Raw genomic sequence first — 24,518 nt, forward strand, 5'->3', positions numbered from 1 at the left:
TGCCATGGGACCACTCGGCCAACCCGCCCAACCCGCGTACCCCGCCCACTGGGAAGCCGATGTGGTGCTTCGGGACGGCGGCACCGCCCACATCAGACCCATCGCCCCCTCGGACGCGGAACGCCTGGTCAGCTTCTACGAACGGGTCTCCGACGAGTCGAAGTTCTACCGCTTCTTCGCGCCCTACCCCCGGCTCTCCGACCGCGATGTGCACCGCTTCACCCACCACGACTACGTGGACCGGGTGGGGCTCGCCGCCACCGTCGGGGACGAGTTCCTCGCCACCGTCCGCTTCGACCGGGTGGACCGCGCGGGCCGCGCCGCCTCGGCGCCGGCCGACCGGGCCGAGGTGGCGTTCCTGGTCGAGGACGCCCACCAGGGGCGCGGCCTGGCCTCCACGCTGCTGGAGCACATCGCCGCGGTGGCGCGGGAGCGCGGGGTGCGCCGCTTCGAGGCCGAGGTGCTGCCGGCCAACGGCAAGATGATCAAGGTCTTCACCGACGCCGGCTACTCCCAGCGGCGCAGCTTCGCTGACGGCGCCGTGCACCTCAGCCTCGATCTCGCCCCCACCGCCGAGTCGCTGGCCGTGATGCGGGCCCGCGAACAGCGCGCCGAGGCCCACTCCGTGCAGCGCCTCCTCTCGCCGGGCAGCGTGGCCGTGGTCGGCGCCGGCCGCCGACCCGGCGGGGCGGGGCGCACCGTGCTCGCCGGGCTGCTCGCCGGCGGCTTCACCGGCCGCCTCTACGCCGTCAACCGCGCCCTGCCGCCCGAGACCGAGGTGCTCGGCGGCGCCCCGGCGTTCCGCTCGGTGCGGGACATCCCCGGCACCGTCGACCTCGCCGTGCTGGCGGTGCCGGCCGACGAGGTGGCCGCCGCGCTGGACGACTGCGCCGAGCGCGGCGTCCAGGGCCTGATCGTGCTGGCCGCCGGCCACGACCGGCGCGAACAGCGCGAGCTGGTGCGCCGGGCGCGCGCCCAGGGCATGCGGATCGTCGGCCCCAACGCCTTCGGCGTGATCAACACCGCGCCCGCGATCAGCCTCAACGCGAGCCCGGCGCCCCGGCTGCCCGCCGCGGGACGGATCGGCCTCTTCACCCAGTCCGCGCCCATGGGCATCGCCGTCCTCGACGAGTTGGAGAGCCGGGGCGGTGGCCTCTCCACCTTCGTCTCGGCCGGCAACCGGGCCGACGTCTCGGGCAACGACGTGCTGCAGTTCTGGCACGCCGACGAGCGCACCGACGTCGTCCTGCTCTATCTGGAGTCGGTCGGCAACCCGCGTAAGTTCACCCGCCTCGCCCGGCGCAGCGCGGAGGCGGGGAAGCCCGTCGTGGTGGTGCGCGGCGGCCGGCACAGCGGCGGCGCGCCCCCGCTGGGGCACATGGTGCCGACCAGCCACACACCGGAGGAGACGGTCTCGGCGCTGCTCCGCCAGGCCGGGGCGATCCAGGCCGACACCGCCGTCGAACTGGTCGACATCGGGTTGCTGTTGGCCCACCAGCCGCTGCCCGACGGGCCCCGCGTCGCCGTCGTGGGCAACGCCCAGGCGATCGGCCTGATCGCGCACGACGCCTGCCGCGCCCAACGGCTGCGCCCGCTGCCGCTGAACGGCCTCGGGGACGCCGCAGGGCCCGCCGAGTTCGGCGCGGCGGTGGCCGCCGCGCTCGCCGACCCGGGAGCCGACGCGGTGCTCGTCGCCGTCGCCCCCACGGTCGGCGGCGAGTTGGGCGTCGAGGACCTGGCGACCGCGCTGCGCGCCGCCGAGGCCGGCGCCGACAGCGGGAAGCCGGTGCTGGTCGCCCAACTCGCCCTGGACGAGTTGGCCGGCGAGCTGAGCGAACGCGGCATCCCCACCTACCCGTCGGCCGAACGCGCCGCGCGGGCGCTGGCGCAGGCGGTGCGGCACGCGGAGTGGCGGGCCGGCGCCCAGAACCGGGGGCGGGCCTTCGAGTTCGACGACATCGACGAGCCCGCGGCGGCCAGGCTGCTCGCCGGGGTCAGCGTTCCCGAGGGGGCCAAGGACACCGCGCTCGAACCGGCCGGCGTCACCGCGCTGCTGGCCACCTACGGCATCGAGGTGCTGCCCACGCTGCCGGCCCCGACGCCGGAGGCGGCCGTGGCCGCCGCGCGGACGCTGGGCTTCCCGGTGGCGCTGAAGGCGTCCGCGCCGCGGCTGCGGCACCGCGCGGAGCCGGGATCCATCCGGCTCGACCTGGCGGGCGCCGCCGACCTGCGCCGCGCCTACGCCGAACTGACCGACCGGCTCGGCGATCCGGCCGACACCGGGCCCACGGTCCAGGCGATGGTGGCCAGGGGCGTGGACACGGTGGTGCGGGCCACCGTCGACCCGGCGATCGGGGCCGCGCTCTCCTTCGGTCTCGCCGGGCCGGCATCCGAGCTGCTGGGCGATGTCGGCCACCGGCTGCTGCCGGCCACCGACCGGGATGTCGCGACGCTGATCCGCTCCATCAGGGCCGCGCCCATCCTCTTCGGCTGGCGCGGCGCGCGCCCGGTGGACACGGGGGCCCTGGAGGAACTGCTGGGCCGGCTGGGGCGGCTGGTGGACGACCGCCCCGAGATCACCGCCGTCGAACTCGAACCCGTGGTCGTCGCTGACCAGGGGGTGGCCGTGCTGGGCGCCTCGGTGCGGGTGGCGCCCCCGCCGCCGCGACCTGATCTCGGCCCGCGCCGGTTGCCCGCCTACTGAGAAACGCCCGCCCGGCGTGCCGGGTTCTGGCTCGCGCGCCCCCTGTGCTGTCCGAGTCGCCCCTTAGGATGGGCGCATGGCGAAGACCGGTACGACGTCCCAGGGGCTGCGGGAGGCGATCGAGCGCAGCGGTTACTACCCCGCGCTGGTCGCGGAGGCGGTGGAGGCCGCCGTGGGGCGGGAGCCCGTCGCCTCCTTCCTCGTCCATCAGGAGACGACCTTCGACAGCAACGAGGTGCGCCGGCACGCCACGGTGCTGGTGCTGACGGGCACCCGTTTCATCGTCAGCCACACCGACGAGCAGCCCGCCGAGGGCAACACGCCCACCGCGTACGCGACCACGTCGACGGAGTCGGTCAAGTTGGCGCGGATCTCCTCCGTGGTGCTCAGCCGGGTGGTCGCCGACCCGCAGTCCTATGTCCCCGGCACGCTGCCGCGCGAGGTGGTGCTCACCATCGGCTGGGGCGCGGTCTCCCGGATCGACATGGAGCCGGCCAACTGCGGCGACCCCAACTGCGAGGCGGACCACGGCTACACGGGCTCCTCCACGGCGGACGACCTGTCCCTGCGGGTGAGCGAGGCGGGCGACGGGCCCGAGACGGTGCGCCAGGCGCTGGAGTTCGCCCAGGCCCTCTCCGAGGCGACGGTGGTGGCCGGCAGGTGATGTTCCCCCAACCTGGCGGTTGGGAGGTGCCCCCACCCCAACCTGGGGGTGGTGAGGTGCCCCCACCCCAACCTGGCGGTTGGGAGGTGCCCCCTTCCCATCCCAGCGGTTGGCCGCACGGCCCGGTCCCGCTCGATCCGTCGTTGGCGCCCGCCCCCCGTTACGGCACCGGCTCGCTGGCCGATCTGCTGCCCGCGGTCCTGACCGGTCTTGGCGTTCCCGGGCACGAAGGCGCCTTCGCGCTGCCGCCCGCCGACCGGGTCTGTGTCTTCCTGATCGACGGGCTCGGCTGGGAGGTGCTGCGCGCCCATCCGGCGGTGGCTCCGTTCCTGACCTCGCTGCTGCCCGGCTCCAACGCCGGCGCCGGGGAGCCCATCTCCGTCGGCTTCCCCTCCACCACGGCCACCTCGCTCGCCTCCCTGGGCACCGGGCTGCCGCCGGCCGCGCACGGCATGGCCGGCTATCGGGTGCTCGACCCGGACAGCGGCGTCCTGATGCACCAGCTGCGTTGGGAGCCCTGGACGGAGCCGTCCCGCTGGCAGCCGCACCCCACGCTCTTCCTCCGGGCCGACACGGCGGGGGTGGCCGCCTGCCAGGTGTCGGCCCCGCACTTCGAGCGCACCCCGCTCACCCGCGTCGCCCTCTCCGGCGGCACCTTCCTCGGCCGCTCCGACCCGTGGGAGCGCGTCGACGAGGCGGCCCGCAGGGTCGCCGAGGCCGAGCAGACCCTGGTCTACACCTACTACGCCGAACTCGACGGCGCCGGCCACCGGTTCGGCGTCGACTCGGAGGAGTGGCGCGCCCAGCTGAGCCGGGTCGACGCCCTGGCCAGGCGGTTGGCCGAGCGCCTCCCGCCGCGCGCCGTCCTGTATGTCACGGGCGACCACGGCATGGTCGACGTGCCCCGCACCGAGGAAGCCAGGTTCGACTTCGACCACGACTGGGAGCTCCGCGCCGGAGTCGCCCACCTCGGCGGGGAGGGCCGGGCCCGCCATCTCTACGCGGTGCCGGGCGCCGCCGCCGATGTCCACGCGGTGTGGCGCGAGGTGCTCGCCGAGGACGCCTGGGTGGTCACCAGGGACGAGGCCGTCGCCCTTGGCTGGTTCGGTCCGCCGGGCGCGGGCGTGGAGGCGAGGGTCGGCCCCCGGATCGGCGATGTGGTCGTCGCCATGTCGGGCGAGGCCGCCGTGATCGCCAGTGAGACCGAGCCAAGGGAGTCGGCGCTGATCGGCATGCACGGCTCCCTGACCCCGGCCGAGCAGCTGGTACCGCTGCTGGAAGTCCGCACCTGACCTGGAGCCCGTTCCCTTGGCTGAACTCGCCTTCTTCTCCGGCACGATGGACTGCGGGAAGAGCACGCTCGCCCTGCAGATCCAGCACAACCGCTCCGCGCGCGGCCTGCTGGGCATGATCTTCACCCGCAACGACCGGGCCGGTGTGGGCCGGATCTCCTCCAGGCTCGGCCTGATCGCCGAAGCCACCGAGACGGACGAGGGGTTCGACTTCCACGCCCATCTGGTGCGCCATCTGACCGCTGGCGGCCGGGTCGACTACGTCATCGCCGACGAGGCGCAGTTCCTCTCCCCGCGCCAGGTCGACCAGCTCGCCCGCGTCGTGGACGACCTCGGCATCGACGTGTTCGCCTTCGGCATCACCACCGACTTCCGTACCAAGCTCTTCCCCGGTTCCCAGCGGCTGATCGAGCTGGCCGACCGGGTGGAGGTCCTCCAGGTCGAGGCGCTCTGCTGGTGCGGTGCCCGCGCCACCCACAACGCGCGCACGGTCGGCGGGCGGATGGTGGTCGAGGGCGCCCAGGTGGTGGTCGGCGACGTCTCGGGCGGCCCCGACAGCCCACGCGGCGAGGTGGGGTACGAGGTGCTCTGCCGCCGACACCACCGCAGAAGGCTCACCGCCGTGACGGCCGGCGCGGGTCAACTCTCCCCCGAGGTACTCCCCACAGAAGGAGTACCCAGGCAGCACAGCTAGAGCCTGTCCGGCGGGCCTTGACGGGCCCGTGCGACGCCCCCGGACGAAGTCCGGGGGCGCACGTGCCGCGATCCGGCGCCTGACGGGGGGCCACTCCCGGCCCCCGAGGGCCCGGGGGAGCGGCTTCCCCAACCACCCGGCTGAGGGAGCCGCCCGCTGGCCCACGAAGATCCGGGAGACAGGCCCCGACCCGCGCCGACCCAGCTGCCCGGAGGCTCAGCGGCCCGGCGGTCGGACGATCGCGAAGTTCCCGCCCTCGGGGTCAGCCACCTTCGCCCAGCGGCCGAACGGCGAGACCTCGGGCTCGCCCAACACCCGGCCGCCGAGCCGCTCCACCGCCTTGAGCCCCTCGTCGACATCCGGCACGGAGAAGTACGTGATCCAGTGCGGACCACGGTCCTGCGGCAGTGCCGCCGCCCCCACCCCGCGGATGCTCGCCACCGGCCGGTCGTCCAACCGGAGCGTCAGGTAGTCGAGACCCTCAGGCTGCGCGGGCTCGGGCGTGGCCTCGTAGCCGAGGACCACGCTGTAGAACTTGCTCACCACCGAGGTGTCGGCGGTGATCAGCTCGTTCCACTCCGGCGTGCCGGCCGGCCCGTAGAACGGCGCGCTGCGCCGCGGTCCGCCCTGCCACAGGCCGAACGCGGCCCCGTTCACGTCCGAGGCGATGGCCAGCCGCCCCACCTGCTCCACCTCGATCGGACCCACGGCCACCGTGCCTCCGCACTCGCGGATCCGGCTGGCGGTGGCGTCGACATCGCTGGTGGCGATGTACGGCAGCCACGCGACCACCTGGTGCGCCCCCGCCGCGGACTCGCTGATCCCGGCCACCGGGTGGCCGTCGCGCAGCGCTCTGACATAAGGACCCAGTTGGGTCGGACCTGCGTCGAACTCCCAGCCGAACAGCTCCCCATAGAACCGCTGAGCCGCCGTCAGGTCACGGACCATCAGGCTCACCCAGCGGTGCGTCCCGGACGTCGGGGGACTCGCTGCCTCGGTCATCCTGCTCCCTCCTCGATACCCATCCACACCCCTGCCCCCTGGTGCTCCGAACAAGTCTCCCCCGCCCGCGGGGACAATGGGGCCATGACAGCGATCATCCCGGCAGCGGAACTCGCCGCCGCCACCGCCCCTGGAACTCCGCCGTCCGAGCACCCCGTTCTGCTGGACATCCGCTGGCGCCTGGGCGGCCCGCCCGGCCGCCCGCTGTACGCGGCGGGCCATCTGCCCGGCGCGGTCTATGTCGACCTGCCAGGTGAGCTGGCGGGGCCGCCGGGCGAGAGGGGCCGGCACCCGCTGCCGGATCTGGGGATCTTCGGCGCGGCGATGCGCCGTGCCGGCGTGTCCCTGGGCCGTCCCGTGGTGGTCTACGACGCCGGGGACGGCTGGGCGGCGGCGCGGGCCTGGTGGCTGCTGCGCTGGGCGGGACACCCCAGGGTGCGGGTGCTGGACGGCGGCCTCGCCGCCTGGACGGGCCCGCTGAGCACCGAGGAGCCGCGCCCGGCCGAGGGGGACTTCGTGCCGACGCCAGGCGGCCTGCCGGTGCTCGACGCGGACGGCGCGGCCCGACTGGCCAGGGAAGGGGTGCTGTTGGACGCGCGGGCGGGGGAGCGCTACCGGGGCGAGGTGGAGCCGATCGACCCGGTGGCCGGGCATATCCCGGGCGCGGTCTCGGCCCCGACCTCCGAGAACGTGACACCGGGGGGACAGCTCCGCCCCGCCGCCGAACTCGCCGACCGCTTCGCCGCCTTGGGCGTGTCGCCCGGTACCGGGGTGGGGGTCTACTGCGGCTCCGGGGTGTCGGCGGCGCACCAGGTGTGGGCGCTTGAGGTGGCCGGCGTGACGGCGGCGCTCTACCCCGGCTCCTGGAGCGAGTGGACCGCCCGGCCCGGGCGCCCCGTCGCCGGGGGCCCGGAGCCGGGCTGATCGCTGGGGCTCAGTCCTTCTTCTTGCGCCGGGTGCCGAAGACGATCTCGTCCCAGCTCGGCACCGCGGCGCGGCGGCCGGGCCGCACCCCGTCGGCCTCGGCCTGCCGGTCGGTGGTGCCCGTCAGCCGGTCGCGATGGCCGCCGACCGAACGCGGCATCAGGACATCGGCGTAGGTGGAGCCGGCGGACGCCGCAGGCCCCCTGGCCGCCGGGCTCTCCTCGCCGGCGGGCGGCGCCTCCGGCTCGTCCTCGACGCCGGCAGCGGGGGCCGGCGACTCGGGCACCACGAGATCGCCACGGAAGCTGGGCACCGCCTCCAGCAGGCTGGTCAGCGAGTCCGTGTCGTTGTCCACCCTGGAGGCGGGCTCCTGGGTGACCCGCGCCGTGGGCCGCTCGCTCTCCCGGGGGAGGCGCGCGATGCGCGGGACGAACGGCGTGCTCGGCTCGGGCGTGTCGTCCGTCTCGCCCAGCAGCGACCTGGCCTCGTCGTCGACGGCCTGGACCAGCCGGCGCGGCGGGTCGTACATCCAGCTCGCCGAGTGCGTCTCGCCGGCGACCCGGTAGACCAGCAGGACCTCCCAGGTGCCGTCGTCGCGGCGCCAGGAGTCCCAGCGGACGGCGTCCTTGTCGGCGCCGCGCAGCAGCAGCCGCTCGGCGACCGCCTCGCCCAGCTGCGGCCCCGCCGTCTCGCCGGGGCGGCGCAGGGCCGTCTTGCGGGCCCGCTCCGCCATGAACGCGCGCTCGGCGAGCACCGGGCCCTCGAACCTGCGCACCCGGTCCACCGGGATGCCGGCGAACTGCGCGACCTCCTCGGCCGTCGCACCGGCTCGTATCCGCGCCTGGATGTCTCTGGGACGGAGGTGGTTCTCCACCTCGATCTCGATCTGGCCGAGCCGCGCGCGGTCGTTGCGCACGGCGGCGCGAAGCCGCTCGTCGATCGGAAGGGTGTATTCCGTGTTGTCGGCAGCCTTCAACACCAAGCGTGTGCCGTCATTGCTCACGGCCACGACACGCAGTTCGGGCACGAGGACCTCCCGGGTGGTGCCTGCCGACGTCACCTACGTCGCTGCTCCTGCCAGACGAGTGTGACTTGCCCGGGCGCAGCCCGCCACAACCTTGCCGACTTGCCCGGCGTGTCGGGCCGTGGTCTGACACCGATGTTATGGCACAGTCGCCACTTTGCCACGTGCGGTGACCGGCGCGAGCGTGATGCGCCGCACGGAGCGGATGGGGCCGAGACCAGGTGTGGTCACACTACTCCATTAGGGCCATGTGGGGTCGGCGCCACGCTGTCGAAGTTCTCCACCCATAAGGGAGTTGGCGGGTCGATCCGGTGCCGCTTCGGGTGGCAAGTCTCACAGAACCCCTGATTTCGGAACTTTCTGCCCTCTTCCCGGGTCATTCACGTGGATCCAGTGTGAAGAGTGTGCGGGTTGAGGCGAATGGTCGAAGCAAGGGTAAAGAACACGGACGAGCCGGCTCCGGAGCCCGGATCCGGCGGGGACGGGCCCAGACGTCCGCGCATCGAGCTGACCTGGGCGCAGGTGGTGGCCAGCGCGGCGGCGACGGTCACGGGGGCGCTGTTGGCCTCCGGGCTCGGGGTCTACGGCACGGTGATCGGCGCCGGGCTGATCAGCGTGGTCGCCACCGCCGGCGGGCCCGTCTACCAGCACGCCCTTGACCGCCGCGGGGCCAGGTCCGTCCCCGCGCCGCCGACGCCCGTCGCCGAGCCGCCGAGGCCGCCTGGCCGCCGCGCCCGGCTCCGGCGCCGGCTCGCCGTCGCCTTCGGCGTCTTCGCGCTGGCCATGGCGACGATCACCGGGATCGAACTGGCCGCTGGCTCCTCGTTCGCCGGCTGGTGGGGGGAGGAGCGGGGCGGCGGCACCTCGGTCGGCGAGCTGTTCGGCCGCGACGAGCGGGACGCCCGGCCGGGGGAGGGCGAGCCCGGGCCGGCCGAGACCGGCACGGAGCAGCGCCAGGAGGAGGAGTCCGAGGCCCCCGACGGCCGTGAGGAGCGGCAGGACGGGCCGGCCGATCCGGAGACGGCCCCCACCCCGCCCGAGCCGACCGGCCCCGCGGACCCGGAGACTCCCGGCACGCCGACCGACCCCTCGACCCCGGAGAGCGACCCGACGGCGCCCGAGCCCACCGAACCCACCGAACCCGCTGAGAGCACGGCGCCGGCCCCGACCGGGGACGGCGCCGCCGAGCCGCCGACCGGCTAGTGGCAGGATCGCTGACATGGAAGGTGTGCTCACTGCCCAGCCCTATGACGCCCTGCTGCTGCTCTCGTTCGGTGGCCCCGAGGGCCCGGACGACGTCCTGCCGTTCCTGGAGAACGTCACCAGAGGCCGGGGCATCCCCAGGGAACGTCTCGCCGAGGTCGGCGCCCACTATCACCTGTTCGGCGGAGTCAGCCCGATCAACGAGCAGAACCGCGCGCTGCTGGCCGCCCTGCGCGAGGACTTCGCCGGCATCGGCCTGGACCTGCCGGTGTACTGGGGCAACCGCAACTGGTCCCCGTATCTCACCGACACCCTGCGGGAGCTGGGCCGGGACGGCCGGCGTCGGGTGCTCACCCTGGCGACCAGCGCCTACGCCTCCTACTCCGGCTGCCGCCAGTACCGGGAGGATCTGGCGGCGGCGCTGGGAACCCTCCGCGAGGAGGGCCTTCCGCTGCCCCGGGTGGACAAGCTCCGCCTGTACTACAACCACCCCGGCTTTCTGGAGACCATGGTGGAGGGCGCCCGTCAGGCCCTGGACCAGCTGCCGGCCGAGACGCGGGACGGCGCCAGGCTGCTGTTCTGCACGCACTCCATCCCGGACTCCGCCGCCGAGTTCTCCGGGCCGCCGCGCGAACACGGGCCCGGCGGCGCCTATGTGGCGCAGCATCTGGACGCGGCCGGGGCGATCGTCCGGCGGCTCGGCGAGGAGACGGGCGTCGAGCGCGCCTGGGAGCTGGTCTACCAGTCGCGCAGCGGCTCGCCCCGCGTCCCCTGGCTCGAACCGGATGTCAACGACCGGCTGCGGGAGCTGCGCGACGAGGGCGTGACCTCGGTGGTGCTGGTGCCGCTCGGCTTCGTCTCGGACCATATGGAGGTCCGTTTCGACCTCGACACGGAGGCGCTGGCCACCGCCGAGAAGCTCGGCATCGCGGCCGTCCGGTCGGCCACCGTCGGCGCCCACCCCCGCTTTGTGGCCGCGCTGCGGGAGCTGGTGCTGGAGCGCGCGGCCACCGAGCGCGGCCAGGCCCCCGACCGGCCCGCGCTGGGCGAGCGCGGCCCCAGCCACGATCTGTGCCCGTCCGGCTGCTGCGCCGGCCGGGTCGCCAAGCCCGCGGCGGCCGGCGCCGACAGCCCGTTCGCCTGAGCCGGCCCCGTACGAGAACCCCCGACGTTCCGCCCGAGGAGAACCCTTGTCCGAGCAACCCGATGCCGCGCTGGTGGCCCAGCTGCTTCAGCTGGCCAAGGAGGCGGCGGCCAGGGCCGGAACCCTGCTGCGTGACGGCCGCCCCGCCGACCTCGGGGTCGCGGCGACCAAGTCGAGCCCGATCGACATCGTCACCGAGATGGACGTCGCGGCCGAGAACCTGATCACCGGCTTTCTCGCCGAACACCGCCCGGACGACGCCGTCCTCGGCGAGGAGAGCGGGGCGAGCGCGGGCAGCAGCCGGGTCCGCTGGATCATCGACCCGCTGGACGGCACCGTCAACTACCTCTACGGGCTGCCGCAGTGGGCGGTGTCGGTGGCCGCCGAGCTGGACGGCCGGGTCGTCGTCGGGGTCGTGGAGGCGCCCATGCGGGGCGAGACCTACCACGCCACCCTCGGCGGCGGCGCCGTGCGGACCTCGGGCGCCGGGCTGCCGCAGCCCATGACGGTGCGGCCGAGCCCCGCGCTGGACCAGGCGCTGATCGGCACCGGATTCAACTATGTGGCCACGGTGCGCACCGCCCAGGCCGCCCTGGCCGCGCGGCTGATCCCCCAGGTGCGGGACATCCGCCGTTCGGGCTCCGCCGCCATCGATCTGGCGGACGTGGGCGGGGGCCGGTTGGACGGCTACTACGAACGGGGCCTGATGCCCTGGGACCTGGCGGCCGGCGATCTGATCGCCCGCGAGGGCGGCGCGTCGACGGGCGGCCGGGTCGGCGGGCCGCCGGACGGCGATCTGACGGTGGCGGCCAGCCCCGGGGTGTTCCAGGAGCTACAGCCGCTGCTGGACGGCCTGGGGGCCTGGCACGACTGAGGCCGGCCCACGGCCGGACACGCCGGACGGCGGGGCGCCCCGGGATCTCTCCCGGGGCGCCCCGCCGTCCTTCGCGTCGGGTGGCCGTCCCTCAGCCGACCCGGACGCCGTGCTCCTCTGCCAGTCGGTGCAGGTCGTCCAGCTCCGACTGCTCCACATCCATGGTGAACAGATCTCCGGCTGCACGAGCGCGGTGCAGATCGGACTGAGTGTTCTCGATACGCTGCAGAATTCCAGCGGTGAACGCGTCCATGGTGCGCCCCCTCGTCTTCGATCGGCGGCACTGGGGGTGCCGGGGGTGGGTGCGACCACAGCGGGCCCGCTCGGGTCGGCAGCGCGGGGGTGGCTTACCGCCCTTGAAGGGTGGTCACGGGGTGTACGACTGGTACTCCCCTACCGGCGAGCGCCGGAAACCTTCGCCACCGGGAAAACCCTGATGGCGGGGTCCGTCCATGCCGTTTACCACCGGCTTACGCGGGTTGCGGGCAGGATGGATCAGGCGCGGTCAGCGAGGCCGTGCCAGGGAGCCAGAGAGAAGGACCGCACGTGCGCGTACTCGTCGTGGAGGACGAGCAGTTGCTCGCCGACGCCGTGGCCACGGGGCTGCGCCGGCAGGCGATGGCCGTGGATGTGGTGTACGACGGCGCCGCCGCCACCGAGCGCATCGATCTCAACGACTACGACGTGGTGGTGCTGGACCGGGATCTCCCCCTGCTGCACGGCGACGACGTCTGCCGGTACATCGTGGCCAGCGGCCTGCCCACCCGGGTGCTGATGCTGACGGCGTCCGGCGATGTCAGCGACCGGGTCGAGGGCCTTGAGATCGGCGCCGACGACTACCTGCCCAAGCCGTTCGCGTTCACCGAGCTGATCGCCCGGGTGCGGGCGCTGGGCCGGCGGGCCACCGCCCCGCTGCCGCCGGTGCTGGAGCGGGCCGGGATCACGCTTGACCCCAACCGCCACGAGGTCTCCAGGGGCGGCCGGTCGATCCAGCTGGCGCCCAAGGAGTTCGCCGTGCTCGAAGTGCTGATGCGGGGCGAGGGCGCGGTGATCTCCGCCGAGCAGCTGCTGGAGAAGGCCTGGGACGAGAACACCGACCCGTTCACCAACGTCGTGCGGGTGACGGTGATGACGCTGCGCCGCAAGCTGGGCGATCCGCCGGTGATCACCACGGTGCCGGGCGCCGGGTACCGGATCTGAGCCATGACCTCCTTCCCTCCGCGGTTCCCCCCGAAGCCCCCCAACCCGCCAGGCTCCCGGCCGCCGCCCCGGATCAGTGCCCCGCCCAAGCCGCAGTGGGAGCCGGGCGACGTCGACCAGCAGCGCAGCTGGTTCCGGCCCACCATCCGGATCCGGCTGACCCTGCTGTACGGCGGCATGTTCCTGATCGCGGGCGTGGTGCTGCTGACGATCATCTATCTGCTGGCGGCCCGTGCCCTGCACAACGGCAGCAAGCCGCCCTTCGAGTTCAGCACCAACACCGAGGTCACCATCACCTCGGACGTCTGCGAGGGGATCACCGGGCGGGTCACGGCTGCGGAGTTCCAGAGCTGGCTGGAGGGCTGCTCCAATCTCCAGCGCTCCATCGCGCTCGACCAGCTGCTGCGCAGCTCGCTGCTCGCGCTGCTGGGTCTGGCCGTCGCGGCGTTCGCCTTCGGCTATGTGATGGCCGGCCGGGTGCTCTCGCCGCTGGGCCGGATCACCCGCACCGCGCGCCAGGTCGCCGGCTCGGACCTGCATCGCCGGATCGAGCTGGACGGCCCGGACGACGAGTTCAAGGAGCTGGCCGACACCTTCGACGAGATGCTGGACCGGCTTGATCGCGCGTTCACGGCGCAACAGCGGTTCGTCGCCAACGCGTCCCACGAGCTGCGCACCCCGCTGGCGATCAACCGCACGCTGTTGGAGGTGCAGCTCTCCGATCCGGCCGCCTCGCCCGAGGTGATCCAGCTGGGGAACACCCTGCTGGCCACCAACGAGCGCAGTGAGCAGCTCGTGGAGGGCCTGCTGCTGCTCGCCCGCAGTGAGAACGAGATCATCGACCACAAGCCGGTGGATCTCGCCGAGGTGGCCGCGCGGGCGGTCGAGCAGACCCGGGGCGAGGCGCAGTCCCGTGGCGTGGAGCTGGTGGGCAGCCGGGATCCGGTCTGGGTCCAGGGCAACGGCGTGCTGCTGGAGCGGATCGCGCTCAACCTGGTGCAGAACGCGGTCCGCTACAACCTGCCGTCGGACGGCTGGGTGCGGGTCGACACGGAGGCCAGGTCAGGACAGGCGATGCTGGTGGTGGAGAATACGGGGCCGGTGGTGCCCGCCTACGAGATCGACAACATGTTTGAGCCTTTTCGGCGGCTACGTACCGAGCGCACGGGCAGTGACAAGGGCGTCGGCCTCGGGCTGTCCATCGTGAGATCCGTGGCGCGGGCCCACGGGGGCTACGTTCAGGCGGTGCCGCGCGAGGGCGGTGGCCTCGTGATGCGCGTCACCATTCCGGTGTGAGGTCCGGTCCGAGTGCCGGTCTGAGGGAGCCCGGGGACGGGAAAGAAGGAGATGTGATCAATCGCATACGCGCGCGCCCCTAGGCGTGCGCCCACTGGCCGGGACGGGTCTTTTGGCCGGTTCGCGGCGCGATCGACAGCCGGAATGATCACCTCTTCAGGCGTTCGGTTGGGTGTCGATTGAGTAACAGGACTTGATGTGAGGCAAAATCTCCGCCTTGGGTCGGGCACAAATTCCGACCCCCCGCGCGTTACGTGCGCTGAGACATCACAGACACCCGGAGGGGGAGAACGAAATGGCAACCGACTACGACACTCCACGTAAGACCGACGATGATGTCAACGAGGACAGCATCGAGGAGCTGAAGGCCCGACGGAACGACAAGTCGGCGTCCACGGTCGATGTGGACGAGTTCGAGCAGGCGGAGGGCCTGGAGCTGCCAGGCGCCGACCTGTCCAACGAAGAGCTGTCGGTCCGGGTGCTGCCTCGTCAGGCCGACGAGTTCACCTGCATGAGCTGCTTCCTGGTCCACCACAGGTCGCAGCTGGCCGACGAGAAGGACGGTCAGCCGATCTGCCGCGACTGCGCGGCGTGAGTACCGCCCGGACCGACGTCTAGCTCGCGTCCGGGCGGGCAGCGGCCAGGGCGGCGGTGAGCCGTTCGGGCCGACGGGTCGAGAGGTAGAGGTAGGGAGTGGGATCCTCGGGATCGGACACCTCGACCCGGACCGCCGTGGGAATGTACGCCCGCAGCAACATATGAGCCCGGGCATCCGCTCGGTGAGTGCGCCAGGCGCGCGCCTCATCGGCGTTGAGCGCCCGGGCCTCACCAAGGGCGCTCATCGGGATCCTGGCGTCACCAGCGATCAACGAGCCGGCCGCCACACGAATCCTGGCCGAGCCGTAGGTGCTCAGCGCCATCCCCATCAGCGCGCCCCCGCCCGCCATCCCGGCCAGCAGCGCCACCGGGCCCAGCGGAACCAGCGCCACGCCCAGCAGCAGAACCCCCATCAGGGCCATCAGCCACCAGGATCGGGGCACGGTCAGTCGCTCGTCATACGCCTTCATGGGCCCAAGCATCGCAGGCTCGCCCCCGCGCTCGGCCAGCGGCGGTAGGGTCTCCATCGTGAGTGTGGTCCAGACCCTGTCGCGGACCTCGGCCCCGGGCCTGAGGCATCCGATTCCGTTGCCCCGGTGGGGCGTTGTTGCCCCGTCTCCCGCCCTTCCGGCCGGTCGCCGAGCGGAGGTGGCCCGATGAGCGGCGGCCCTCTCGACGTGCTGATCCGGCGGGTCGATCCCCAGGTGCCCCTGCCGGCCAGGGCACACCCGGGCGACGCCGGGGTCGATCTGGTCACCACCGAGCAGGCCGAGCTGGCGCCCGGCGAGCGCGCGGTGCTGCCGACGGGGGTTTCCATCGCCCTCCCCGACGGGTACGCGGCCTTCGTACACCCGCGCTCCGGGCTGGCCGCCCGGTGTGGGGTGGCGATGGTGAACGCGCCGGGCACCATCGACGCCGGGTACCGTGGGGAGATCAAGGTCATTGTGATCAATCTGGACCCACGGGAGAGCGTGCGGTTCCAGCGTTTCGACCGCATCGCCCAGCTGGTCGTCCAGCGCGTGGAGACGGTGCGGTTTCACGAGGTCGCGGAGCTGCCGGGATCGGCGCGGGCCACCGGGGGCTTCGGCTCCACGGGTGGCCACGCCGACGCCGGGAACTCCTATGCTGCGGTTGGTCCCGGCGGGACTGCCGACCGGAAAGGACAGTGACGTGTTCGGACGTCGTCGCAAGCGAGACGCGGAGCCCGAGGAAGCGGTCGAGGCGACCGCCGACGAGACTCCGGACGAGGACGAGGTGCGCCGGGTCAAGCTGGAGCCGGCCCCGCGCCCCGACGGGCCCTGGGACGTGAGTGAGGTCTCCAAGCCGGCCGAGGGCCGGGTGGATCTCGGGGGCATCTTCGTGCCCGGCGTCCAGGGCATGGAGCTGCGGGTCGAGGTCGCGGGGGACGCGATCGTCGCCGCCACCGTGGTGCTCAAGGACAGCGCCGTGCAGCTCCAGGCGTTCGCCGCGCCCCGGCGTGAGGGCATCTGGGCCGAGGTCCGGGAGGAGATCGGCTCCGGCATCACCCAACAGGGTGGCGTGATCGAGGAGATCGAGGGCCCGCTGGGCTGGGAGCTGCGGGCCAGGGTGCCGGTGAAGCTGCCGGACGGCAAGCAAGGTACGCAGGTCGTGCGGTTTGTCGGCGTCGACGGGCCCCGCTGGTTCCTGCGCGGGGTGATCTCCGGGCAGGGCGCGGTGCAGCCGCAGGCCGCCGGCCTGCTGGAGCAGATCTTCCAGGACACCGTGGTGGTGCGCGGCGAAGGGCCGATGGCCCCCCGCGACCCGATCGTCCTCAAGCTGCCCGATGACGCCCAGATGGTGCCGGACGGGGTCAAGAAGGAGCAGGCGGAGCCGGACGACGCGACCCCGGTGTCCCGGTTCGCCGGCGGCCTCGACAAGCTGCGGCGCGGCCCGGAGATCTCCGAGGTCCGTTAGGCCCTAGGGACACGAGTGGTCACTGACGCCGGGTCGGCCCGTCGGCCGGCCCGGCTGGGGAAGTCCGCGACACGTGTGTCGACCGGGCCCGCCGGGTACTCGGCTCATCCCGCCTGGAGGCCCGATGAGCAGAGGACGGCATGCCCGCACCGGCACCGAACCGACCACAGCGCTGAGCGCGCTCCGGCTTCGGCTGCTGCTTTCCGCCATCTTCACGCCGCTTTTCCTGGCCGGCACGGTGGTGTTCGGCGTCTGGTGGTCGCGCTCCGAGGAGGGCGACGCGGTCGGCCCCGACGCGCTGCGGGTGATCACGCTGATCTGCGCGGTCGCCGCGGTGTTCGCCGTGGTCGACCTGCTGGTGGTGCTGCGCCGCAGGAGGCAGGCCAGGGAGCGGGCCGCGAACTCGCGTCCGCCCGACGCGCGGCTCTAGGCCTCGCGCGGCGTTTGGAAGGGCGTGACGGGGTTCCGGCGCTGAGCGACGACAATGGGGACCATGGCACGCCGCGGTGAACTACGGATCTACCTTGGAGCGGCCCCGGGGGTGGGGAAGACCTACGCCATGCTCTCCGAGGCCCACCGCCGCGCGGCGCGCGGCACCGACCTGGTGGTCGCGGCCGTCGAGCACCACGACCGGCCACGGACCGCCGAGCTGATCGAGGGCCTCGAAGAGGTGCCCAGGCTGCTGGTGGACGGCCCCGGCGGGCCCTCGTCCGAGATGGACACCGAGGCCGTGCTGCGCCGTGGCCCGGCCGTCGCGCTGGTGGACGAGCTGGCCCATACCAACGCCCCCGGGGTGCGGAACGAGAAGCGCTGGCAGGACATAGACGAGCTGCTGGCCGCCGGGATCGATGTGATCTCCACCGTCAACATCCAGGATCTTGAGTCGCTCTGCGACGTGGTGCACTCCATCACCGGGGTACGGCAGCGCGAGACCGTGCCGGACGAGGTGGTGCGCGGCGCCGACCAGATCGAGCTGGTGGACATGGCGCCCGAGGCGCTGCGCCGGCGGTTGGCGCACGGCAACATCTACCCGCCGCACAAGGTCGACGCGGCGCTCTCGCACTACTTCCGCCCGGGGAACCTCACCGCGCTGCGCGAGCTGGCGCTGCTGTGGACGGCCGACCGGGTGGACGGCTATCTGCGCCGCTACCGCACCGAGCACGGCATACGGTCGACCTGGCACGCCAGGGAGCGGATCGTGGTGGGCCTGACCGGCGGCCCCGAGGGCAGCACGCTGCTGCGCCGGGCGGCGCGGATGGCGGCCAAGAGCTCGGGTGCCGAGATCCTCGCCGTCTATATCGCCCGCTCCGGCGGCCTCAGCTCGGCGTCGCCGCGCGAGCTGGCGACCCAGCGGACCCTGGTGGAACAGCTCGGCGGCACCTTCCACCATGTGATCGGCGACGACGTGCCCAGCGCGCTGCTGGACTTCGCGCGGGCCGCCAACGCCAACCAGATCGTGCTGGGCTCCAGCCGCCGCAAGTCCTGGCAGTACGTCTTCGGCCCCGGCGTCGGGGCCACGGTGGCGCGCGAGTCGGGCTCGGACATCGACGTGCATATCGTCACCCACGACGAGGTGGCGAAGGGGCGGGGGCTGCCCGCCGCGCACGGCGCCCGCCTGGGGCGGGCCCGGACGATCAGCGGCTGGCTGATCGGCCTCGGCGGCCCCGTGCTGCTGGCCATGCTGCTGGACTCGCCCGAGCCGGGCGCCGAGTTCTCCAGCGATGTGCTGCTGTGCCTGTCGTTCACGGTGCTGGCCGCGCTGACCGGCGGCTTCTACCCCGGTCTTGTGTCGGCCGCGGTCGGCTCGCTGCTGTTGAACTACTACTTCGCCAATCCGGTGCGGAAGTGGACCATCGCCGAGGGCCACAGCATCGTCGCCATCGTGGTCTTCTTCGCCATAGCGACCGCCGTCGCCACGGTGGTGGACCGCTCGGCCCGGCGGACCCAGCAGGCGGCCAGGCTGCGCGCCGAGTCGGAGACGCTGACCCTGCTCGCCGGCAGCGTGCTGCGCGGTGACGACACCCTGGCGGCGCTGCTGGAGCGCGCCAGGGAGACCTTCGGGATGGACTGCGCCGCGCTGCTGGAGCGGGATATCGCGGACCGCAGGTGGAGCTGTGTGGGCAGTGTCTCGGCCAGGGACGACGTCCGGCCGCCGCAGGTGCCCAAGGACGCCGACGTGGATGTACCGATCGGCGACAACACCATGCTGGCGCTCTCCGGGCGGGTGCTGCCGGCCGAGGACCGCAGGATGCTCGGCGCCTTCGCGGCGCAGGCCGCCGCCATCCTGGACCGGCAGCGGCTCAAGGAGGAGGCGGTGCGGGCCCACAAGCTGGCCGAGGGCAACCGCATCCGCACCGCGCTGCTGGCCGCCGTCTCGCACGATCTGCGCACCCCGCTGGCGGCGATCAAGGCCAGCGTCTCCTCGCTGCGCTCCGACGACGTGGCCTGGTCGCCGGAGGACGAGGCCGATCTGCTGGAGAGCATCGAGGAGGGCGCCGACCGGCTCGACCAGCTGGTGGGCAACCTGCTGGACATGTCGCGGCTCCAGACCGGCACGGTCACGCCGCTGATCCGGGAGATCGACCTGGACGAGGTGGTGCCCGGCGCGCTGCGCGGGATCGCCGAGGACAGCGTTCTCCTGGACATACCGGAGTCGCTGCCGTTCGCCGCCGCCGATCCGGGGCTGCTGGAGCGGGTGGTGGCCAACGTGGTGGAGAACGCCGTGAAGTACAGCCCGGCGGACAAGCCGGTGCTGGTCAGCGGGAGCACTCTGGGCAACCGCGTGGAGCTGCGGGTGGTGGACCGGGGCCCCGGGGTGCCCGCCAGCCATCGGGGCCGGATCTTCGAGCCGTTCCAGCGGCACGGGGACACCCCGCGCGGTAACGGCGTCGGCCTCGGCCTGGCCGTCGCCCGTGGTTTCACCGAGGCCATGCACGGAACGCTGGACGCCGAGGACACCCCGGGCGGCGGGCTGACCATGGTGCTCACCCTGCCGACCGCGACTGCCGCGGCGGCTGAACCGGAAGGAACGACAGCCCATGCACCGGGTGCTCGTGGTCGATGACGAGCCGCAGATTCTCCGCGCTCTGGTGATCAACCTCAAGGCGCGCGGCTACCAGGTGGACACGGCGGCCGACGGTTCCACGGCGCTGCGGGTGGCGGCGGCCAACCATCCGGATGTGATCATCCTGGACCTGGGCCTGCCCGATATGGACGGGGTGCAGGTGATCACCCGGGTTCGTGGCTGGACCCGGGTGCCGATCATCGTGCTGTCCGCCAGGCAGACCTCGGAGGAGAAGGTCAAGGCGCTGGACGCGGGCGCCGACGACTTCGTCACCAAGCCGTTCGGGATGGACGAGCTGCTGGCCCGGCTGCGCGCCGCGGTGCGCCGCTCCGACCCGGTCCACGCGGAGGAGGAGCCGGTGGTGGAGACGGTCGGCTTCACCGTCGACCTGGCGGCCAAGAAGGTCCACCGGGCCGGTCGCGACGTGCGGCTGACCCCGACCGAGTGGCATCTGCTCGAAGTGCTGATCCGGGGGACGGGCAAGCTGGTCAGCCACAAGCAGCTGCTGCTTGAGGTCTGGGGCCCCACCCACCTCACGGAGACCAACTACCTGCGGGTCTACATGGCGCAGCTGCGGCGCAAGCTGGAGGCCGACCCGTCGCACCCGCGTCATCTGATCACCGAGCCGGGGATGGGATACCGCTTCGAGCCGTGAGGCGGCGCGGGGCCACGTTACGCTGAAGGCATGACTGCGGAAGGCCGCGCCGGGAAGCGCGGTGGGCGTCTGAGGCGTCTGCTGGGGCGTTCGGGAACGGGCGGGCCCGGCGAGGATCTGGTGGCCGAGCCGGCGGCGGCGCCGTGCACCCGGATAGGCGACTGCGCCAAGGCGTCGGCCGGGCGCGCGGTGGTGCGGGTCACCGGCACGCTGCGTGAGGTGCGGGAGCGGAGCGTCGCCGGGATGCCGGCCCTTGAGGCGCGGCTGGACGACGGCAGCGCCTGCCTCGACGTGGTGTGGCTGGGCCGAGGTGCGATAGCCGGGGTGGAGCCGGGCCGCACGATGGTCGCCTCCGGGCGGATCACCGTGACAGGTGGCAAGCCGGTGCTGTTCAATCCCCGATACCAGCTGCAACCCCGTGGACAGGAGTAGCCGGGTGACCTCACCTGACAGTCAGATCGCCGCCCAGACACCGGACGAGGCCGCCACCAGGGAGGCGTTCTTCGCCGCCTTCGGTGGGGTGCGCGGGATGGTGGAGACCACGGTCCCCGGTCTGGTGTTCGTGCTGATCTTCACCATCACCCGGGAGATCAACCCCGCGGCCATCGGCGCGGTCAGCCTGTCCGCGCTGATGGCACTGGCCAGGCTGGTGCGGCGGGACAGCGTCAAGCACGCGCTCAGCGGCGTCTTCGGCGTGGCCTTCGGCGCGGCCTTCGCGATGATCTCCGGCGACGCCAAGAACTTCTATCTGCCCGGCATGGTCTACACGCTGTGCCTGAGCGTCGCCTATCTGTTCAGCGCCGCCGTGGGCTGGCCGCTGCTGGGGCTGCTGCTCGGCCCGATCTTCCGGGAGAACCTCTCCTGGCGCACCCGCAACCCGGGGCGCAGGCGGGCCTATGTGAAGTCCAGCTATGTCTGGGGCGGCATCCTGCTGACCAAGTCGGCCATCACCTTCCCGATCTACTTCTGGGGGGACGCCACCCAACTCGGCTGGCTGCGCGTGGCCCTCGGCATTCCGCCGTTCCTGGTGGCGGTCTACTTCACCTGGATCATCCTGGTGAAGGCGCCGGCGCCGATCGATGTGATCGCCGAGTGGGAGGCCAGGGAGGCCGCCGAGAAGGCGGCCGAGGAGGCGGCGAAGGAGCCGGCCCTGGGCCCGGCCGACCCGCTGCCCAGCCGGGGCCCGGGGTCCACCTCCCAGAACACCTAGGCCCGCCGTCCCCGGCGGATCGGGGTACCTCCCGGGCCTCCGGGGCCTAGGGAAGGGTTTCGGTCAGGAGCTGCTCCAGCTCGGCCTCCCGGCTGCCGGTGGCGACGAAGAGGAGCTCGTCGCCGGCGGCCAGCGCGTCGTCCGGGTCGGGGATCAGGACCCGGTTGCCCCTGATGATCGTCACCAGCGCGGTGTCCTGCGGCCAGGCCACCTCGCCCACCCGCGTGCCGGCCAGCGCCGCGCCCTCGGCCAGGGTCAGCTCGACCAGGTTGGCCTCGCCCTGGCTGAAGCGCATCAGCCGCACCAGATCCCCGACGCTCACCGCCTCCTCGACCAGCGCGGACATCAGCCGGGGCGTGGAGACCGCCACGTCGACGCCCCAGGAGTCGTTGAAGAGCCACTCGTTGGCCGGGTGGTTGACCCGGGCGACCACGCGGGGCACCCCGTACTCCGTCTTGGCCAGCAGCGAGACCACCAGGTTCGCCTTGTCGTCGCCGCTGGCGGCGATCACCACCTGGCAGCGCTCCAGCGCGGCCTCGTCGAGGGTGGCGATCTCGCAGGCGTCGGCCAGCAGCCATTCGGCCTCCGGCACGCGTTCGACGGAGACCGCCACCGGGTCCCGGTCGATCAGCAGGACCTCGTGCCCGTTCTCCAGCAGTTCGGTGGCCACCGAGCGTCCCACCGCGCCGGCTCCCGCGATCACCACCCTCATCGGGATGCCTCCCTCAGTGCGTCGGTCAGTGCGTCGGTCCGTGCGTCGATCGGCGTGCCCGTCATCGGGCCTCGGGCCCGCGCAGGCAGGCCGCCTCCACCTCGGCGATCTGGTCCCGGTACATCAGCACATGCACCAGATCGCCCTCCTGGAGCACCATGCCGACGGTCGGCAGGGTGGCCTCGCCCAGGCGGGTCACAAACGCCACCCGAACCCCGGTGGCCTCCTGGAAGCGGCGCAGCTCGTGCCCGATCCAGGACGGGGCCAGCGTCACCTCGGAGAGCTGCACCTCGCCGCTCGGATCGCGCCACAGCGGCTCCGCGCCGGCCGGCAGCAGGCGGCGGACCATCTGGTCGGCCGTCCAGCGCACCGTGGCCACCGTCGGGATGCCGAAGCGCTCGTACACCTCGGCCCTGCGGGAGTCGTAGATCCTGGCCGTCACATGGCGGACGCCGAAGACCTCGCGCGCCACCCGGGCGGCGATGATGTTGGAGTTGTCCCCGCTGCTGACGGCGGCGAACGCGCCGGCCTCCGGCAGCCCCGCCTCCACCAGGGTGTCCCGGTCGAAGCCGAGCCCGGTCACCCGGCGCCCCGCGAACCGGGAGCCGAGACGGCGGAACGCCGTCGGGTCCTTGTCGATCACGGCGACCGAGTGCCCCCGTTCCTCCAGCCCGTGCGCCAGGGTCGCCCCGACCCGGCCGCAGCCCAAGATCACGATGTGCATAGGTCTCCTCCGCGCTCACCACGCTACCGGCCGCCTCTCCCCGTCGCTTTCGGGCGGGCGTCGGGCCCGGTGGGCGTAAGCCTGTCACGAGCGGCCGTAGACTTGTCCGCCGCTGCCCGGTTGCCCGGGCCTCCTTCCGCACGAAGCGCGCCGGGCCCCCGTCGGGCGAGCCCGTCCCGCAGATCCGCGCCAACTTCTGGAGCCGCACCGTCATGCCCACCGAACCCGCGTCCAGCAAGGCGGCCTCCCTGGTCGGCCAGGAGTACGAGGTCGAGGTCGGCCCGGTGGCCCACGGGGGGCACTGCGTGGCCAGGACCCCGGAGGGGCGGGTGCTGTTCGTGCGGCACACCCTGCCGGGGGAGCGGGTGCTGGCCCGGGTGACGGAGGGGCGGGAGGACTCCCGCTATCTGCGCGCCGACGCCGTCGAGGTGTACGAGGCGTCCAAGGACCGCGTGCCGGCGCCCTGCCCGTTCTCCGGGCCCGGGCGCTGCGGCGGCTGCGACTGGCAGCATGTGAGGCCGGGCGGGCAGCGGCGGCTCAAGGGCGAGGTGCTGACGGAACAGCTGGCCCAGCTGGCCGGCCTCACCCCCGAACAGGCGGGGTGGGACGGCACGGTGGAGCCGGCGCCAGGGGACAAGGTGCCGGCCGGCGAGGTGCCGGCCTGGCGGACCCGGGTGAGCTACGCGGTGGACGAGGAGGGCAGGGCCGGCCTGCGGCGGCACCGTTCGCACGAGGTGGAGCCGATCGACCGCTGTCTGATCGCGGCCGATGGCGTCACCGAGCTGGGCATCGAGCGGCGGGAGTGGCCCGGCATGGCCTCGATCGACGCGGTGGCGGCGACCGGCTCCCACGACCGTCTGGTGGTGCTGACGCCGCGCCCCGAACAGCGGTTGCCGATCGTGGAGTTGGACCGCCCGGTCTCCGTGATGCGGGCCGAGCCGGCGAACGGGCGCGGCGGCGACCAGCCGGTGCACCGGGTGCACGGCCGGGCGTTCGTCCGGGAGCGGGCCGACGACCACACCTGGCGGGTCGGCGGCGGCGGGTTCTGGCAGGGGCACACCCAGGCCGCCGAGGTGCTGGTGGACGCGGTGATGCGCGGGCTGATCCCGCGCCGGGGCGAGACGGCGCTCGACCTCTACTGCGGCGTCGGCCTCTTCGCCGGCGCGCTGGCCCAGCGGATGGGGGAGCAGGGCGCGGTGGTGGGGATCGAGGCATCGAAGCGCGCCGTGCGGGACGCCGAGCACAACCTCTCCGGCTATCCCCGGGTGCGGGTGGAACACGGTCCGGTGGCCAAGGTGCTCCCGGCGACCGGCATCACCGAGGCGGATCTGGTCGTGCTCGACCCGCCGAGGGCCGGCGCCGGCGGTGCCGTGGTGCGACGCGTCGCCGGGTTGGGCGCGCGGCGGATCGCCTATGTGGCGTGTGATCCGGCGGCGCTGGCCAGGGATCTGCGGAACTTCGCCGAGGCCGGCTATGTGCCGCGCTTCCTGCGGGCCTTCGACCTCTTCCCGATGACCCATCATCTGGAGTGCGTGGCCATTCTGGAGCCGGTGGCGAAGCGCCGCCGGGCGGCGGACGCCGAGGGCGCGTAGGGCGGGGG

The 24,518-nt window shown here is 73.2% G+C and carries 25 protein-coding genes; 19 read left to right on the top strand and 6 right to left on the bottom strand.

The genetic code is table 11. From position 1 onward, the window contains the following. Window positions 1-4: 4 nt before the first annotated feature. From K4G22_RS24970 to K4G22_RS24985, 4 genes are all read left to right on the top strand, one after another. Window positions 5-2,704 carry a bifunctional acetate--CoA ligase family protein/GNAT family N-acetyltransferase gene (locus tag K4G22_RS24970; RefSeq protein ID WP_228082583.1) on the top strand — a complete coding sequence of 900 codons (2,700 nt, stop codon included), beginning with the start codon at window positions 5-7 and terminating at the stop codon, window positions 2,702-2,704. A 76-nt stretch (window positions 2,705-2,780) separates the two neighbouring features. Beyond that, a complete protein-coding gene (locus K4G22_RS24975; RefSeq protein ID WP_228082584.1) occupies window positions 2,781-3,368 on the top strand; it encodes a DUF5998 family protein in 588 nt (195 codons plus the stop codon). 86 nt (window positions 3,369-3,454) lie between these two features. Further along, window positions 3,455-4,660 (top strand): alkaline phosphatase family protein, encoded by a 1,206-nt coding sequence (locus tag K4G22_RS24980; protein ID WP_228082585.1) that lies wholly within the window; start codon window positions 3,455-3,457, stop codon window positions 4,658-4,660. Window positions 4,661-4,676: 16 nt separating this feature from the next. Continuing rightward, window positions 4,677-5,354 (top strand): thymidine kinase, encoded by a 678-nt coding sequence (locus tag K4G22_RS24985; protein WP_228082586.1) that lies wholly within the window; start codon window positions 4,677-4,679, stop codon window positions 5,352-5,354. Between the two features lie 216 nt (window positions 5,355-5,570). Here the strand turns inward: K4G22_RS24985 and K4G22_RS24990 are convergent, their stop codons facing one another. Further along, window positions 5,571-6,356 carry a VOC family protein gene (locus K4G22_RS24990; RefSeq protein ID WP_228082587.1) on the bottom strand — a complete coding sequence of 262 codons (786 nt, stop codon included), beginning with the start codon at window positions 6,354-6,356 and terminating at the stop codon, window positions 5,571-5,573. Window positions 6,357-6,440: 84 nt separating this feature from the next. Between K4G22_RS24990 and K4G22_RS24995 the strand changes: the two genes are divergently transcribed. Then, window positions 6,441-7,280, top strand: coding sequence for a sulfurtransferase (locus K4G22_RS24995; RefSeq protein WP_228082588.1), 840 nt, complete (start codon window positions 6,441-6,443; stop codon window positions 7,278-7,280). A 10-nt stretch (window positions 7,281-7,290) separates the two neighbouring features. Here the strand turns inward: K4G22_RS24995 and sepH are convergent, their stop codons facing one another. Beyond that, on the bottom strand, window positions 7,291-8,340 hold the full coding sequence (sepH, locus tag K4G22_RS25000) for a septation protein SepH (protein WP_228082589.1): 1,050 nt from the start codon (window positions 8,338-8,340) through the stop codon (window positions 7,291-7,293). 384 nt (window positions 8,341-8,724) lie between these two features. On the opposite strand from sepH, the gene K4G22_RS25005 reads away from it, so the two are divergent. Genes K4G22_RS25005 through K4G22_RS25015 form a run of 3 tightly spaced genes read left to right on the top strand, consistent with a single transcriptional unit; the run spans window position 8,725 to window position 11,525 of the window. Continuing rightward, window positions 8,725-9,507 carry a hypothetical protein gene (locus K4G22_RS25005; RefSeq protein ID WP_228084302.1) on the top strand — a complete coding sequence of 261 codons (783 nt, stop codon included), beginning with the start codon at window positions 8,725-8,727 and terminating at the stop codon, window positions 9,505-9,507. Window positions 9,508-9,523: 16 nt separating this feature from the next. Beyond that, the gene (locus K4G22_RS25010; RefSeq protein WP_228082590.1) at window positions 9,524-10,651 is read left to right on the top strand and encodes a ferrochelatase; all 1,128 of its coding nucleotides are present in this window, start codon (window positions 9,524-9,526) and stop codon (window positions 10,649-10,651) included. A 46-nt stretch (window positions 10,652-10,697) separates the two neighbouring features. Continuing rightward, window positions 10,698-11,525 carry an inositol monophosphatase family protein gene (locus tag K4G22_RS25015; protein WP_228082591.1) on the top strand — a complete coding sequence of 276 codons (828 nt, stop codon included), beginning with the start codon at window positions 10,698-10,700 and terminating at the stop codon, window positions 11,523-11,525. 91 nt (window positions 11,526-11,616) lie between these two features. Here the strand turns inward: K4G22_RS25015 and K4G22_RS25020 are convergent, their stop codons facing one another. Beyond that, complete coding sequence (locus K4G22_RS25020; protein WP_228082592.1) at window positions 11,617-11,778, bottom strand: hypothetical protein; 162 nt, start codon at window positions 11,776-11,778, stop codon at window positions 11,617-11,619. A gap of 293 nt (window positions 11,779-12,071) precedes the next feature. On the opposite strand from K4G22_RS25020, the gene K4G22_RS25025 reads away from it, so the two are divergent. The 3 genes from K4G22_RS25025 (at window position 12,072) to K4G22_RS25035 (ending at window position 14,616) form a co-directional block, all read left to right on the top strand. After that, window positions 12,072-12,725, top strand: a complete 654-nt coding sequence (locus K4G22_RS25025; RefSeq protein WP_228082593.1) for a response regulator transcription factor — start codon at window positions 12,072-12,074, stop codon at window positions 12,723-12,725. A 3-nt stretch (window positions 12,726-12,728) separates the two neighbouring features. Then, a complete protein-coding gene (locus K4G22_RS25030) occupies window positions 12,729-14,021 on the top strand; it encodes a sensor histidine kinase (RefSeq protein WP_228082594.1) in 1,293 nt (430 codons plus the stop codon). A 295-nt stretch (window positions 14,022-14,316) separates the two neighbouring features. Continuing rightward, on the top strand, window positions 14,317-14,616 hold the full coding sequence (locus K4G22_RS25035) for a DUF4193 domain-containing protein (RefSeq protein WP_062214304.1): 300 nt from the start codon (window positions 14,317-14,319) through the stop codon (window positions 14,614-14,616). A gap of 19 nt (window positions 14,617-14,635) precedes the next feature. On the opposite strand, the gene K4G22_RS25040 is transcribed toward K4G22_RS25035, so the two are convergent. Next, complete coding sequence (locus tag K4G22_RS25040) at window positions 14,636-15,088, bottom strand: DUF3093 domain-containing protein (RefSeq protein WP_228082595.1); 453 nt, start codon at window positions 15,086-15,088, stop codon at window positions 14,636-14,638. 186 nt (window positions 15,089-15,274) lie between these two features. Here K4G22_RS25040 and dut point away from each other — a divergent pair, with 186 nt between their 5' ends. From dut to K4G22_RS25075, 7 genes are all read left to right on the top strand, one after another. After that, a complete protein-coding gene (dut, locus tag K4G22_RS25045; protein ID WP_228082596.1) occupies window positions 15,275-15,787 on the top strand; it encodes a dUTP diphosphatase in 513 nt (170 codons plus the stop codon). 1 nt (window position 15,788) lies between these two features. Further along, window positions 15,789-16,553, top strand: a complete 765-nt coding sequence (locus K4G22_RS25050; protein ID WP_228082597.1) for a DUF3710 domain-containing protein — start codon at window positions 15,789-15,791, stop codon at window positions 16,551-16,553. Window positions 16,554-16,677: 124 nt separating this feature from the next. Next, window positions 16,678-16,983: a DUF6343 family protein gene (locus tag K4G22_RS25055; protein ID WP_228082598.1), complete on the top strand. Its 306-nt coding sequence runs from the start codon at window positions 16,678-16,680 to the stop codon at window positions 16,981-16,983. A 63-nt stretch (window positions 16,984-17,046) separates the two neighbouring features. After that, a complete protein-coding gene (locus K4G22_RS25060) occupies window positions 17,047-19,617 on the top strand; it encodes an ATP-binding protein (RefSeq protein WP_228082599.1) in 2,571 nt (856 codons plus the stop codon). Then, a complete protein-coding gene (locus K4G22_RS25065; RefSeq protein ID WP_228082600.1) occupies window positions 19,592-20,272 on the top strand; it encodes a response regulator in 681 nt (226 codons plus the stop codon). Before K4G22_RS25060 ends, K4G22_RS25065 begins: the two co-directional genes overlap by 26 nt. Before the next feature lie 30 nt (window positions 20,273-20,302). After that, window positions 20,303-20,704, top strand: coding sequence for an OB-fold nucleic acid binding domain-containing protein (locus K4G22_RS25070; RefSeq protein ID WP_228082601.1), 402 nt, complete (start codon window positions 20,303-20,305; stop codon window positions 20,702-20,704). A gap of 4 nt (window positions 20,705-20,708) precedes the next feature. Continuing rightward, window positions 20,709-21,482 carry a DUF3159 domain-containing protein gene (locus K4G22_RS25075; RefSeq protein WP_425336747.1) on the top strand — a complete coding sequence of 258 codons (774 nt, stop codon included), beginning with the start codon at window positions 20,709-20,711 and terminating at the stop codon, window positions 21,480-21,482. Window positions 21,483-21,528: 46 nt separating this feature from the next. On the opposite strand, the gene K4G22_RS25080 is transcribed toward K4G22_RS25075, so the two are convergent. Further along, a complete protein-coding gene (locus tag K4G22_RS25080) occupies window positions 21,529-22,194 on the bottom strand; it encodes a potassium channel family protein (RefSeq protein WP_228082602.1) in 666 nt (221 codons plus the stop codon). A gap of 61 nt (window positions 22,195-22,255) precedes the next feature. Further along, window positions 22,256-22,918, bottom strand: coding sequence for a potassium channel family protein (locus K4G22_RS25085; protein ID WP_228082603.1), 663 nt, complete (start codon window positions 22,916-22,918; stop codon window positions 22,256-22,258). Window positions 22,919-23,130: 212 nt separating this feature from the next. On the opposite strand from K4G22_RS25085, the gene K4G22_RS25090 reads away from it, so the two are divergent. After that, the gene (locus tag K4G22_RS25090; RefSeq protein WP_228082604.1) at window positions 23,131-24,510 is read left to right on the top strand and encodes a class I SAM-dependent RNA methyltransferase; all 1,380 of its coding nucleotides are present in this window, start codon (window positions 23,131-23,133) and stop codon (window positions 24,508-24,510) included. Window positions 24,511-24,518: the final 8 nt, after the last annotated feature.

This window comes from Streptomyces profundus, from assembly GCF_020740535.1.
GTDB lineage: Bacteria > Actinomycetota > Actinomycetes > Streptomycetales > Streptomycetaceae > Streptomyces > Streptomyces profundus.

Bases quoted from the DNA above. Each gene is read 5' to 3' on its own strand.
- K4G22_RS25005 (WP_228084302.1), top strand. From the start codon at position 8,725: ATGGTCGAAGCAAGGGTAAAGAACACGGACGAGCCGGCTCCGGAGCCC.
- dut (WP_228082596.1), top strand. From the start codon at position 15,275: ATGAGCGGCGGCCCTCTCGACGTGCTGATCCGGCGGGTCGATCCCCAG.
- K4G22_RS25065 (WP_228082600.1), top strand. From the start codon at position 19,592: ATGCACCGGGTGCTCGTGGTCGATGACGAGCCGCAGATTCTCCGCGCT.
- K4G22_RS25080 (WP_228082602.1), bottom strand. From the start codon at position 22,194: ATGAGGGTGGTGATCGCGGGAGCCGGCGCGGTGGGACGCTCGGTGGCC.
- K4G22_RS25020 (WP_228082592.1), bottom strand. From the start codon at position 11,778: ATGGACGCGTTCACCGCTGGAATTCTGCAGCGTATCGAGAACACTCAG.
- K4G22_RS25055 (WP_228082598.1), top strand. From the start codon at position 16,678: ATGAGCAGAGGACGGCATGCCCGCACCGGCACCGAACCGACCACAGCG.
- K4G22_RS25010 (WP_228082590.1), top strand. From the start codon at position 9,524: ATGGAAGGTGTGCTCACTGCCCAGCCCTATGACGCCCTGCTGCTGCTC.
- K4G22_RS25040 (WP_228082595.1), bottom strand. From the start codon at position 15,088: ATGAAGGCGTATGACGAGCGACTGACCGTGCCCCGATCCTGGTGGCTG.
- K4G22_RS24970 (WP_228082583.1), top strand. From the start codon at position 5: ATGGGACCACTCGGCCAACCCGCCCAACCCGCGTACCCCGCCCACTGG.
- K4G22_RS25030 (WP_228082594.1), top strand. From the start codon at position 12,729: ATGACCTCCTTCCCTCCGCGGTTCCCCCCGAAGCCCCCCAACCCGCCA.
- K4G22_RS24975 (WP_228082584.1), top strand. From the start codon at position 2,781: ATGGCGAAGACCGGTACGACGTCCCAGGGGCTGCGGGAGGCGATCGAG.
- K4G22_RS25060 (WP_228082599.1), top strand. From the start codon at position 17,047: ATGGCACGCCGCGGTGAACTACGGATCTACCTTGGAGCGGCCCCGGGG.
- K4G22_RS25035 (WP_062214304.1), top strand. From the start codon at position 14,317: ATGGCAACCGACTACGACACTCCACGTAAGACCGACGATGATGTCAAC.
- K4G22_RS25085 (WP_228082603.1), bottom strand. From the start codon at position 22,918: ATGCACATCGTGATCTTGGGCTGCGGCCGGGTCGGGGCGACCCTGGCG.
- K4G22_RS25090 (WP_228082604.1), top strand. From the start codon at position 23,131: ATGCCCACCGAACCCGCGTCCAGCAAGGCGGCCTCCCTGGTCGGCCAG.
- K4G22_RS24990 (WP_228082587.1), bottom strand. From the start codon at position 6,356: ATGACCGAGGCAGCGAGTCCCCCGACGTCCGGGACGCACCGCTGGGTG.
- K4G22_RS25070 (WP_228082601.1), top strand. From the start codon at position 20,303: ATGACTGCGGAAGGCCGCGCCGGGAAGCGCGGTGGGCGTCTGAGGCGT.
- K4G22_RS24995 (WP_228082588.1), top strand. From the start codon at position 6,441: ATGACAGCGATCATCCCGGCAGCGGAACTCGCCGCCGCCACCGCCCCT.